The organism is Glutamicibacter sp. 0426 (assembly GCF_001906485.1).
Classification (GTDB): Bacteria; Actinomycetota; Actinomycetes; order Actinomycetales; family Micrococcaceae; genus Glutamicibacter; species Glutamicibacter nicotianae.
In genome coordinates this window covers 344,394-356,428 of the sequence record NZ_MPBI01000001.1, presented here as the reverse complement: position 1 = coordinate 356,428, position 12,035 = coordinate 344,394, and the positions used below count along the sequence as shown (strand labels likewise).

General features: G+C 61.0%; 13 protein-coding genes. 3 read left to right on the top strand and 10 right to left on the bottom strand.

The annotated features are described in order from the left end of the window. Positions 1-49 precede the first annotated feature (49 nt). A complete protein-coding gene (dapE, locus tag BKX98_RS01770) occupies positions 50-1,126 on the bottom strand; it encodes a succinyl-diaminopimelate desuccinylase (RefSeq protein WP_073705962.1) in 1,077 nt (358 codons plus the stop codon). 82 nt (positions 1,127-1,208) lie between these two features. Here dapE and dapD point away from each other — a divergent pair, with 82 nt between their 5' ends. Next, positions 1,209-2,162, top strand: coding sequence for a 2,3,4,5-tetrahydropyridine-2,6-dicarboxylate N-succinyltransferase (gene dapD / locus BKX98_RS01765; RefSeq protein ID WP_038990612.1), 954 nt, complete (start codon positions 1,209-1,211; stop codon positions 2,160-2,162). Positions 2,163-2,238: 76 nt separating this feature from the next. On the opposite strand, the gene BKX98_RS01760 is transcribed toward dapD, so the two are convergent. The 4 genes from BKX98_RS01760 to fdxA all read right to left on the bottom strand — a co-directional run bounded on the left by BKX98_RS01760 (position 2,239) and on the right by fdxA (position 5,824). Further along, positions 2,239-2,847: a hypothetical protein gene (locus BKX98_RS01760; protein WP_143180993.1), complete on the bottom strand. Its 609-nt coding sequence runs from the start codon at positions 2,845-2,847 to the stop codon at positions 2,239-2,241. A 140-nt stretch (positions 2,848-2,987) separates the two neighbouring features. Further along, positions 2,988-4,274, bottom strand: a complete 1,287-nt coding sequence (locus BKX98_RS01755) for a citrate synthase (RefSeq protein ID WP_038990615.1) — start codon at positions 4,272-4,274, stop codon at positions 2,988-2,990. Positions 4,275-4,372: 98 nt separating this feature from the next. After that, a complete protein-coding gene (gene dapC, locus BKX98_RS01750; RefSeq protein WP_073705960.1) occupies positions 4,373-5,488 on the bottom strand; it encodes a succinyldiaminopimelate transaminase in 1,116 nt (371 codons plus the stop codon). 12 nt (positions 5,489-5,500) lie between these two features. Continuing rightward, entirely contained in the window at positions 5,501-5,824 is a 324-nt protein-coding gene (gene fdxA / locus BKX98_RS01745; protein ID WP_013349521.1) for a ferredoxin, read from the bottom strand. A 214-nt stretch (positions 5,825-6,038) separates the two neighbouring features. On the opposite strand from fdxA, the gene BKX98_RS01740 reads away from it, so the two are divergent. Next, positions 6,039-6,281, top strand: coding sequence for a hypothetical protein (locus BKX98_RS01740; protein ID WP_066140506.1), 243 nt, complete (start codon positions 6,039-6,041; stop codon positions 6,279-6,281). 126 nt (positions 6,282-6,407) lie between these two features. Next, entirely contained in the window at positions 6,408-6,917 is a 510-nt protein-coding gene (locus tag BKX98_RS01735; RefSeq protein ID WP_073705959.1) for a helix-turn-helix domain-containing protein, read from the top strand. Between the two features lie 76 nt (positions 6,918-6,993). Here BKX98_RS01735 and BKX98_RS01730 read toward each other — a convergent pair whose 3' ends face one another. From BKX98_RS01730 to BKX98_RS01710, 5 genes are all read right to left on the bottom strand, one after another. Then, the gene (locus BKX98_RS01730; RefSeq protein WP_038990620.1) at positions 6,994-7,431 is read right to left on the bottom strand and encodes a hypothetical protein; all 438 of its coding nucleotides are present in this window, start codon (positions 7,429-7,431) and stop codon (positions 6,994-6,996) included. Beyond that, positions 7,412-9,319: a translational GTPase TypA gene (gene typA, locus BKX98_RS01725; RefSeq protein ID WP_066140514.1), complete on the bottom strand. Its 1,908-nt coding sequence runs from the start codon at positions 9,317-9,319 to the stop codon at positions 7,412-7,414. The genes BKX98_RS01730 and typA overlap by 20 nt, the downstream gene beginning before the upstream one ends. Before the next feature lie 147 nt (positions 9,320-9,466). Continuing rightward, positions 9,467-10,009 (bottom strand): GNAT family N-acetyltransferase, encoded by a 543-nt coding sequence (locus BKX98_RS01720; RefSeq protein ID WP_083586582.1) that lies wholly within the window; start codon positions 10,007-10,009, stop codon positions 9,467-9,469. 60 nt (positions 10,010-10,069) lie between these two features. Then, positions 10,070-11,215, bottom strand: coding sequence for a ThiF family adenylyltransferase (locus BKX98_RS01715; RefSeq protein ID WP_073705958.1), 1,146 nt, complete (start codon positions 11,213-11,215; stop codon positions 10,070-10,072). Beyond that, positions 11,212-12,033: a thiazole synthase gene (locus BKX98_RS01710; protein ID WP_073705957.1), complete on the bottom strand. Its 822-nt coding sequence runs from the start codon at positions 12,031-12,033 to the stop codon at positions 11,212-11,214. Before BKX98_RS01710 ends, BKX98_RS01715 begins: the two co-directional genes overlap by 4 nt. Between the last annotated feature and the right edge of the window lie 2 nt (positions 12,034-12,035).

The following is a 12,035-nucleotide window of genomic DNA, read 5'->3' as shown; positions in this document are numbered from 1 at the left end:
GTACGGAGATTTTTTCTTGCCACGACAATTGCTCAGTGACAGGGCATCGCTAGCGCAGCCACGCGCGCAGGCTCTGCAGGGAATCACGGATAGCCTGCTGCGGTACATGCTCATCATCGCTGTGTGCTAGCAGCGCATCTCCTGGGCCGAAGTTCACTGCCGAAACTCCCAAGGCCGAGAAGCGCGACACGTCGGTCCAGCCGTACTTCGGCTTGGGTTCCTGGCCCAGCACCTTGATCAGGTCCGCGGCAATCTGCTGGTCCAATCCCGGTTTGGCTCCATCGGCGCCATCGGTGCGCTCGATATCGAAGCCAGCGAAAAGCTCGCGGACAACGGCCTCAGCCTCGGCCAGCGTCTTGTCCGGGGCGAATCGGTAGTTCACTTCCACCTCGCAGTAATCCGGAATCACGTTGCCCGCGATGCCGCCGGCAATGCGGACTGCGTTCATTCCCTCGCGGTAGTCCAGGCCTTCGACGGTGATGCTCTGGGGCTGGTAGGCAGCCAGCCGCTGCAGGATCTCCCCCGCGTCGTGGATCGCGTTATGCCCCATCCATGCGCGTCCCGAATGGGCCGCCTTGCCGCGGGTGCGGATGACGAAGCGGCTGGTTCCGTTGCACCCGCCTTCGACGGTGCCGTTGGTCGGTTCCAGCAGGATCGCGAAGTCAGCTTCCAGCAGTTCCGGGCTGTTCTTGGCCAGCCGGCCCAATCCGGACCTGGCCGCTTCAACTTCCTCATGGTCGTAGAAGACGTAGGTGACATCGTATTTGGCGTCGGTCAGCTCTGCCGCCAGGGCAAGCTGTACGGCAACCCCGCCTTTCATGTCCGTCGCACCGCGGCCATAGAGCACCCCGCCGATGACCTGTGCGGGGACGGTGCCCTTGGCGCCCTCGGTGCGTGGCAACGGCACGGTGTCCAGATGCCCGGCCAGCACGACGCGGCGTTCGCGGCCAAAGCTGGTGCGCGCCACGATGGCGTCCTGGTCCCGATGGACCTCAAGATGCGCCAGCTGCTGCAGCGCGTGGTGCACCTTGTCGGCCAGCTCTTGCTCATTGCCGGAAACGGATTCAATGTTCATGATCTGCTCGGTGAGCAGGGCAACGTCTTGTTGCAGGTCCAATTCGTTCACGGCTGGCTACATCCTGAGTCTCTAGCTTCACTTTTTTGTCATTTATCAACGTTACTCCGGTCAGCAAAGATACGATCGGTGTATGACTTCAGAATCTGTGACATCCAGCGAATCATCTGTCCGTTTAGCCTCAGCGCATGGCCTTGCAACGGTCGCATCCGATGGAACGATCCTTGATGTTTGGTACCCGGCTCCAGTCTTGGGCGAACTCGCCCAAGCTGAAGAGCTCTCCGGTGAACTCTCTGCCGCCGCGCAGGATGATGCAGCCCGCGGCACCACCCAGAAGGTAGTTTCACTGACCATTAATCTTGATGTAGCTCCGGCTGACACCGCCGATGTGTGGCTGCGCCTGCACTTGCTATCGCACCGCCTGGTCCAGCCGAACAGCATCAACCTCGACGGCATCTTCGGCCATCTGGCAAACGTCGTATGGACGAATTTCGGTCCTTGCCAGGTCGAGGGCTTCGAAACGACCCGGTTGAAGTTGCGCGCTCGTGGTGCGGTCACCGTGTACGGCGTGGATAAGTTCCCGCGCATGGTCGACTATGTGGTTCCGGCCGGCGTGCGCATTGCCGACGCTGGACGTGTGCGCCTCGGCGCCCACCTGGCTTCGGGCACCACCGTCATGCACGAAGGGTTCGTCAATTTCAATGCCGGCACCTTGGGCACCTCGATGGTGGAAGGCCGCATTTCGGCATCGGTCGTTGTTGGCGATGGCTCGGACGTTGGAGGCGGCGCATCGATCATGGGCACCTTGTCCGGTGGCGGCAAGGAACGCATTGTCATCGGCGAACGCGTGCTGCTGGGGGCAAACGCCGGTGTGGGCATCTCGATCGGCGATGACTCGGTGGTCGAAGCTGGCCTGTACGTCACCGCCGGCACGCGTGTGGTGCTGGGCGAGAAGCAGGTCAAGGCACTGGAGCTTTCCGGCGTGCCAAACCTGCTCTTCCGCCGCAATTCGATCACCGGCACTGTTGAGGCCCTGCCGCGCGCAGGCCAGACCGTTGAGCTGAACAGCGCGCTTCACGCCAACTAATTCTCCTGTTGCATTCGAACTGGCAGATCACGAAAGTGGTCTGCCAGTTTTTATTGCCCAGTTTCTTGCTGCTCGGCTAGCCGCCGGGAAAGATGATGGTCACCATCGGCTGGATGAAGCCGTGGAAAGCCTTGGAGTCGCGCAGCAGCGACGTGCTGGCCACGATGGTTGCCCGGCCAGTCAGCCAAGCCCTGGGCTCGTCCAAGGGCACGTCAATGAGCTGGATCTCCTGCCGAGTGGCTTGCATATCGTGTTCCACGCCGTGGTCAATCAGGATCCGCTCCAGCTCATCCATGCGGTGCGGCACGTACTTGCCGCTGTTTTCTGCAAAGTCCTGGGCATGCTGCTGGGCGAACACCGTGGCCTGGCCGTAGTGTGCCCGCGCCAGCCGGGCCAGGGCCGGGTAGCCCTCGTCTTCCAGCCGCTTGATCAGTGCATCGCTGGCCTCCGGTTCACTGGCTGGCGCCACCGCGGTCAGCGAATCCCACCAGGAACTCCATTCCTGCTTGAGCTGTCCGTGCGAGTCGTCAATCGTGTTGCGGTTCTTGATATTGGAAGCAAGCCGGCTATTAGGTCCGGCCTCCGCGGGGTGGACGCCTGAGAGTTCGCGCAGGTACAACGCCATCAGCATATTCTGATTGGTATTTATGGCCAGCGACCAATTATTTCCACGACGTAAGTACATGCATACCACCTGATTCTTCGGCACACTTGTCGTTTCCTCTGCCTCAAAGGATACTCCCGAAATACCACTTAAAACAGGGAAGGACCTGTCCCCCACTATCGTGGGAAGACAGGTCCTGCCGCAGGAATCCGGCAGCTAGCCTAGGCCTGGTAGCCCGGGTAGTTGCGAGCGGTTTCACCCATGTACAGCTGGCGTGGGCGGCCGATCTTCAGCTCCGGGTCCTTGATCATTTCGCGCCACTGCGCGATCCAGCCTGGCAGGCGGCCGATGGCGAACAGCACGGTGAACATCTTCTCCGGGAAGCCCATGGCGGTGTAGATCAGGCCGGTGTAGAAGTCCACGTTCGGGTAGAGCTTGCGCGAGATGAAGTATTCATCGTTCAGCGCAGTTTCTTCCAGCTTCATCGCGATATCAAGCAGCTCGTTCTTGCCCTGCTTTGCCAGCAGGTCGTGAGCGGTCTTCTTGATGATCTTGGCGCGTGGATCGTAGTTCTTGTACACGCGGTGGCCGAAGCCCATCAGGCGTACGCCGTCCTCCTTGTTCTTGACCTTGGTCATGAACTCTTCAGGGGTCATGCCCGAAGACTGGATTTCACGGAGCATCTTCAGGACGGCTTCGTTGGCGCCGCCGTGGGCCGGGCCGGACAGCGCGTGGATGCCTGCCGAAACCGAAGCGAACATGTTGGCTTCCGAGGAGCCAACCAGGCGCACGGTGGAGGTCGAGCAGTTCTGCTCGTGGTCAGCGTGCAGGATCAGCAGCAGGTCAAGAGCCTTGACAACGTCTGGATCCACGATGTACGGCTCGGCAGCGGTGCCGAAGCACAGGCGCAGGAAGTTCTCGACCATGTTCATCGAGTTGTCCGGGTACAGCAGCGCCTGGCCAATGGACTTCTTGTGCGCGTACGCGGCCAAGACCGGAAGCTTTGCCAGCAGGCGCAGGGTCGAACGCTCAACCTGTGCGTCATCCTTCGGATCCAGCGAATCCTGGTACCAGGTTGACAGGGCCGAAACAGCCGAGGACAGCACCGGCATCGGGTGCGCGTCGCGAGGGAAACCGCCGAAGAAGCCCTTGAGCTCTTCGTGCAGCAGGGTGTGGCGGCGCAACGAGTTGTCGAACTCGGCCAGCTGGTCGGCAGTTGGCAGTTCGCCGTAGATCAGCAGGTACGTGACCTCGATGAAGCTGGACTTCTCGGCCAGCTGCTCGATTGGGTACCCGCGGTAGCGCAGGATGCCTGCGTCGCCGTCGATGTAGGTAATCGCGGACTTGGTGGCCGCGGTATTCATGAAGCCGGGATCGTAAGTCACGTTCCCGGTGGTCTTCAAAAGTGGGGCTACGCCGAATCCGTCGTTGCCCTCTGCTGCCTGAATTACCGGCAGCTCGAGGCTGGATTCTCCAAAGTGTAGCTGTGCAGACGTAGTATCTGTCATTGCATCTCCTAACCGGAAAGCGTGTAGTTCCGAAAGGTCAGTCGTCACCGTAGAACATACCGCGATTTGACCCATTCAAGCTAATTAGGGCGTCATCTTCACCGATTGGCGGAAGAATTCAACCGTTCAACGGCAGCCGCGATCCGTTCGTCGGATGCAGTCAGCGCCACGCGCACGTGGCGTTCCCCGGCGGTGCCGTAGAAGGCCCCGGGACCGGCCACGATGCCCAGTTCCGCCAGCGCCCCGATGGTTTCAAAGCTCGGACGCCCAGCGGTGCACCACAGATACAGGCCCGCCACCGAATCCTCGATGGCCAGGCCGAAATTCTCCAGCGCCGGCCGCAGCATGTCACGGCGTGCCCGGTACAGCTCGCGCTGCGCCGCGACATGCTCGTCGTCATTCAGGGCCGCCACCATGGCGTGCTGGATTGGACCGGGAACGATCATGCCAGCATGCTTGCGGCTATTGACCAGAGACGGCATCAGATTGGGAGCACCGGCAACGAAGGCGGCGCGGTATCCGGCGAGGTTGGACTGCTTCGACAGCGAATACAGCGCGAACAGGTCATCGAGGTTTCCAGCGTTGACCGCCGGGTCCAGGATGCTGGGCACCTGCCCCTCGTATTCATCCCACCCCAGTTCCGCGTAGCACTCGTCGGAGGCGACGACGGCACCCATTTCGCGGGCCTGAGCCACGATGCCTGCCAGCTGGGCGGTATCGCGGACCTTTCCGGTCGGGTTGCCAGGCGAGTTGACCCAGATCAGCTTCACGCGCTCGCGCTGCTCAGCAGTCAATTCCGAGAGGTCGTCGGTGGCGATAGGGGTCGCGCCGACCAGCTGGGCACCGATGTCATAGGTCGGGTAGGCGATTTCGGGACGGACCACGATATCGCCAGCGCCCAGGCCCAGGAACAACGGCAGCCACGCCACCATTTCCTTGGAGCCAACCGTCGGCATGACATCATCGGTGCTCAATCCGGTGACGTTGCGTCGGCGGGCGAACCAGTCGACGATGGCTTGGCGGACCTCAATGGTCCCGTGCGTGGTCGGGTAGCCGTGCGAGTTGGCAGCGTCGGCCAGCGCCTGCTGGATGACCTGCGGCGTGCTGTCGATGGGCGTGCCGATCGACAGGTCCACGACTCCCCCCGGATGTGCGGACGCTTGCTCGCGATACGGGGCAAGCTGGTTCCAGGGGTAATCGGGGAGTTCAAGCATGAAAGTGAAAACCTAGCCTTGGTTCTGAGGTGGCAAGGCGCTGATCAGTGGGTGGTCAGTGCCGGTGTTACCAATTTTAGCGGCGCCGCCCGGGGATCCAAGTTCGTCGAAAAAGTCGACGTTTGCCTTGTAATAGTCGGCCCACTCGTCCGGCACATCATCTTCGTAGTAGATGGCTTCGACGGGGCAGACAGGTTCGCAGGCGCCGCAGTCAACACATTCATCGGGATGAATGTAGAGCGAGCGCTCACCTTCATAGATACAATCTACCGGGCACTCTTCGACGCACGCCTTGTCTTTCACGTCGACGCACGGCTGAGCGATGATGTAAGTCACGAGGGCCGAGACCTTTCCTTGCACTGGGTGGTTTCAACAGAGCTAGTGGTTTCAGCAGATGCTCTTTGAATCCTTTACCAGCTCAAACTACAGTCTAGTCCTGTATAACCATTCATCGAACCGCCTATCGGCGCGCTGTGACGTAATCGACCATTCACATTTCAGCTTCCCGTGGTGCAAATGAATTCTTCTTACGAAAAGATGACGCTACCAAATGCTTAGTTTTAGTGATGTGACGCCCGGTGAACGGCTAGTTGTCCGCTACCGATTGGCCGAGGGCCAGGCCGGCGGACATTTTTCCGACGCGTTGGGAGAGCTGAGGGAAGTGACCGAGGAATCGGTGAGCATCCAGACCCGCACCGAGCTGGTACGCATCCCCCGCGCGGCGATCACCCACGCCAAGCGGGTACCGCAGGCTCCGGCGCGCCGCAGGCCCCGCGTCCCGCGCAGCGAATAGCGTCCTGGCAAGCCGCAAGATTTTCACGATGCCACTTATCCGGGTCGCAGCTCCCTTGATCCGGCTTGGGAAGACATGCGATTTGAATCTTCCAATCACTTAACACTTTTCGCGTATGCTGTTTTCATGCCCTCCGATAAACTTGTCCAATCGCGAGCACGAGCCCTCAGCTCCCCGCTGAGGCTTCGCATCTTGCGCTTGTGCCTCCATGAGTCACGCACGAACAAGGAAATTGCGGACATTCTGGATTTGAATCCCGCCACGTCCTTGCATCACGTGCGCACCCTCGTCAGCAACGGCTACCTCGCCGCGGAAGAACCGCGCCGAGGCAACCGCGGTGCCAAAGAAGTGCCCTATCGAAGCACCAAGCAGTCCTGGGGCACCCGCATTCCCGACGCGGCTCCGATGCTCGTGGACACCTTCCTGCAGGAAATCGAGGGACTTGATCCGCAGGAAATACAGGTCATCCGCTTGGGTCTGAAACTCAATGAAGAAAACCAGAAGGAACTGATGAGCCGGCTGCGCGCGGTTATCGAGGACTACGCAGTACGCGACCCGGATCCCGATGGCGTGGCCACCTCGCTGTTCTTGGCCCACCATCTGGATATCACCGGCAATGCGCGTGACGGCCAGTAGGCCGGTCACCGCTTCCCCAAAACCTTATTAAAAACAGTAGGAGTTCCTCCCGTTGGGGAAGAACTCCTACTGTTTTTCAATTCTGCCGTTGCTGCTTGCGCAACACCCGCAAGGAGCACAGCAAGGCAATCACCGATGGAATGACCATTCCGTACATCCACAGTGCAGAGGCCAACGCCGGTCCGGGCAGGTACTCGTAGTACTGCATGCCCAAGATCAGCTGGTCGTCGCCCACATAGGAAATCAGGCCAACAGTCACATAGCATCCGATGAACGCCACCGCACCGGCCCACAGCTTCGCGGAGGAAACCGCAGCCCAGTACACCAGTACTCCGAGCAGGAGCCAGGCAACAAGCACGCCCCAAACCAGCGGGAAATCGTTGCCGATATAGCTGATGGAGGCGTGGATTGCCGTGCCGAACAATCCTGCAGCCACGGCGGCAACCGCACCGCGCCACAGCGCGGAGAAGTTGCCTCCGAGGGAATTGCGATTATTAGGAGCGTGCGCGTGCACGGCTGGCCTTGGCACGGTCGTTGGCGTTCAGCAGCACCTTGCGGATGCGGATTGCTTCCGGGGTGACCTCAACGCACTCGTCTTCGCGAGCGAATTCAAGCGACTCTTCCAGGGTCAGGGTGCGTGGCGGGGTCAGGTTCTCGAAGGAATCCGAGGAAGCTGCACGCATGTTGGTGAGCTTCTTTTCCTTGGTGATATTCACGTCCATGTCATCGGCGCGCGAGTTCTCGCCCACGATCATGCCCTCGTAGACCTCTTCGGTTGGCTTCACGAAGAAGCTCATGCGTTCCTGCAGGTTGATCATCGCGAATGGAGTCACCACGCCGGCACGGTCGGCCACGATCGAGCCGTTGATGCGGTACTCGATGGCGCCTGCCCACGGCTCGTAGCCTTCGGCCAGCGAAGCGGCAATGCCGGCACCACGGGTTTCGGTCATGAATCGGGTGCGGAAGCCGATCAGGCCACGTGCTGGAACCATGAATTCCATGCGAACCCAGCCGGTACCGTGGTTGGCCATGTCGGTCATGCGGCCCTTGCGCGATGCCATCAGCTGGGTGATAGCGCCCAGGTACTCTTCCGGCACGTCAATGGTCATGCGCTCCATTGGCTCGTGGACCTTGCCGTCGATCATCTTGGTGACAACCTGCGGCTTGCCAACGGTCAGCTCGAAGCCTTCGCGGCGCATCTGCTCAACGAGGATGGCCAGTGCCAGTTCGCCACGACCCTGGACTTCCCAAGCGTCTGGACGCTCGGTTGGCAGGATGTTCAGCGAAACGTTGCCGATCAGTTCCTTGTCCAGGCGATCCTTGACCTGGCGTGCGGTGACCTTGGCGCCCTTGACCTTGCCAGCCAGTGGCGAGGTGTTGATGCCGATGGTCATGGAGATCGCAGGTGGATCAACGGTGATCAGCGGCAGCGGCTTAGGGTTCTCCAGGTCGGTGAGGGTTTCGCCGATCATGATGTCTTCGATACCGGCGACTGCAACGATCTCGCCCGGTCCGGCTTCTTCAGCTGGAACGCGGGTCAGGCCCTGGGTGGCCAGCAGTTCGGTGATCTTGACCTGCTTCATGGTGCCGTCCTGGCGTGCCCAGTTGACCTGCTGGCCCTTGCGCAGGGTGCCGTTGATCATGCGCAGCAGTGCAAGACGGCCGAGGAATGGCGAAGCGTCAAGGTTGGTGACGTGGGCCTGCAGGACTTCACCCTCGGTATAGGTCGGCGCAGGAACGTGCTTGATGATGGTCTCGAACAGCGGCTCAAGATCTTCGTTGTCAGGCAGTGTGCCGTCAACTGGCTGGTTCATCGATGCGTAGCCGGCCTTGCCCGAAGCGAAGACCACGGGAACGTTCAAGATGGCATCCAGATCCAGGTCCGGAGCTTCGTCAGCCAGGTCGGAAGCCAGGCCGAGCAGCAGATCCATGGAGTCGGAGACGACGCCGTCGATGCGGGCATCGGCGCGGTCGGTCTTGTTGACCACGATGATCACTGGCAGGTTGGCGCCAAGCGCCTTGCGCAGCACGAAGCGGGTCTGCGGCAGCGGACCCTCGGATGCGTCGACGAGCAGGACAACGCCGTCGACCATGGACAGGCCGCGTTCAACCTCGCCACCGAAGTCGGCGTGGCCCGGGGTGTCGATGATGTTCATGGTCATCTTCTTGCCCTCGGCCGCTGGGCCGCTGTAGAACACGGTGGTGTTCTTGGCAAGAATGGTGATGCCCTTCTCGCGTTCCAGCTCACCTGAGTCCATCACGCGGTCTTCGGTTTCACCATGGCTGTCGAATGCGCCGGTCTGCTGGAGCATGGCGTTGACCAGGGTGGTCTTGCCGTGGTCAACGTGCGCCACAATGGCTACATTGCGAAGTTCATCGCGAGTAATGGTGTTTGCTGACATGCGTGAAGGCTCACTTCCGCTCGAGAAATTGGGTCTGTGGAGTCGGGGCCAAAGTCGACCCAACAATCCAGTTTACGCTCTCGAGACTAATAGTCTGTTGATCTGTGTCAGAACATACAGGAATTTCATGTACCGGTCGCGAGAAATTCAGCGGATCGACTGGGTAGGTATCCAAAAACGCAGCGTGCCGGCGCCATGGCTGGCTTCAATTTCCGGAAGCTTGGCGTCCAGCAATCCGCCGCATTTTTCAATGGTCGATCTTGAACCGATGTTATCGGAAGCACAGGTAACCAGTGCGCGCTCAATTCCTGATTCGCGCAGTTCCTGCAATCCGAATCTGCACAGTTGCTGTGCCACACCACGGCGACGATACTCGGGAACTACACCATAGCCGATATGCCCGCCGTAATGAAGCAGGCCCTCGTTGAGCTCATACCTCACAGATACACGGCCCACCAGTTCCCCGTCGTCGAAGGCGGCAAACAGCGCCGAGCGAACCCATCCTTCGGGGATGTGCTCGCCACGGCGCCCTGCCTTCATCCGGTAGGCATAGTCCTCCCAAGCCTCAGCGGAAGTCCAGGTGGGCAAGAACTCGAAATCATCGCCAAGCATCAAATGATGGGCATCGATTGCCTGCTGTTCGTCGCCGATTTCCAATTCACGGATCTCCAGCGCAATTCCCATAGCCATGGCGCAAGTATGCCAGAGCTGGGCCGGCTCCAAGAAGCGCAGGCACTGCAAGGCCGGGCGCTAGTAGGCCACCTGCTGCCCCTGAACCTGCCTGGCCCATTCCACGGTGCCGCCGCTGAGGCTGTACACCTGGACGGCTGGCTGCAGATCCGGCCTGGCAATCCGCGCCGCCTGCTGTGAACGGACACCCGTTTTGCAGACGAACACGATCGCCGAGGCACCCTGCGCGAGCCCTCCCAGTCCTTGTTCTTCCAGTTGCGCGAGCGGGAGGGGCTGGCTGTGCGGGATCGCAATGATCTCGCGTTCCCAGGCTTCACGCACATCCACCAGCAGCACCGGTTCCTCCGCTTCAAGGTCCGCCAGTTGCTCAACGGAAATTTCCGGAACATGCCCATCGACAGCGCAGGACGCTGGCTGGTACTCGGCCAGCCGGCTCACCGGTTCGCGTTGCGGGTCCCTGGCAAAGTCGAGTGTTCGCACACTGGCTTCCCGTGCATCGTAGAGCCAAAGTTTTCCGCTGAGCGTGGTGCCGATTCCAGTGATGAGCTTCAGGGCCTCGGTGCACATCACCGAGCCGATGACGCCGCACAGGGCGCCAAAGACCCCGCCCTCGGCGCAGCTGGGCACGGAGTCCGCATCGGGGATTTCAGGGAAAAGGTCGCGCAGCATCGGACCGGTGCGCGGGTCGAAGACGGACACCTGCCCGGAGAATTGGAACAGCGTCCCCCAGACCAGTGGGGTGCCGGTGATTTCTGCGGCGTCGTTGGACAGGTAGCGCGTGGCGAAGTTGTCGCTGCCGTCGATGACCAGGTCGTAGTCGCTGAAAAGTGCCACTGCGTTGGTCTCATCCAGTTTGCCATCCACGGCGATAACCCGGACATTCCGGTTCTGCTCGTGGGCCATCCGGCGGACCGATTCCACCTTCAAGCGGCCTACGTCCTGTTGCCTGTGCATGGTTTGGCGTTGCAGGTTGGACAGTTCAACCGTGTCGTGGTCCACGACCCCGAGGGTGCCGATCCCCGCGGCGACCAGGTAGCTGGCAATGGGGCTGCCCAGTCCCCCGGCTCCGATTACCAGCACCTTGGCATTGGCGATCCTGCGTTGCCCTTCTTCGCCGACGCCGGGAAGCGACAGATGCCGGGAATAACGCGCCAATTCTTCCGGTGCCAGCTCCGGCCCCGGGGCTACCAATGCTGGCTGGTTCACGAGAAGTCACCGACCAGGGTCTGCATCATGCCTTCGGTGGGCGAGGATGCCAGGGCGGTGTCGCGGCGCGGGATCCGGCCCGCGAGCCGTGCGGCTCGTCCTGCACGCACCGCATCCTTCATGGCCATCGCCATCAGCGGCGCGTTGTGCGCCCGGGTCACCGCACTGGCCAGCAGCACGGCATCGCAGCCGAGCTCCATGGCCAGGGCGGCGTCAGAGGCGGTGCCGACTCCGGCGTCCAGGATGACCGGCACCTGGGCCCGGGAGACGATGGTGGAAATATTGTGCGGGTTCAAGATGCCCAGGCCGGATCCGATTGGTGCGCCGGCTGGCATGATGGCCGCAACACCGGCGTCCTGGAGGCGCTGGGCAAGGGCAGGATCATCGTTGGTGTAGGCAAAGACCTGGAATCCGTCGGCGACCAGCTGTTCGGTGGCAGCGTGCAGCTCCAGCGGATCAGGCAGCAACGTGTGCTCGTCCGCAATCACTTCGAGCTTGATCCAGTTCGTTTCCAGCGCTTCGCGGGCCAGGTGCGCGGTGAGGATCGCGTCGCGGGCGGTGAAGCATCCAGCGGTATTCGGCAGCGCAATCACGTTGTTGCGCTGCAGCAAGTCATACACGTTGGACTCGCCTGCCGCCGAAAAGTGTCGGATGGCCACGGTAGTCAGTTCGGTTCCAGAGGCCTGCAATGCGCTTTCCAGGGTGGTCAGCGAACTCGCTCCCCCGGTGCCGAGGATCAAGCGCGAAGACAAGGTGCGTCCTGCAACCTGGAATGGATCGCTGTTGATGTCCAGTTCGGTGATGTTTTGCGTGTCCACGC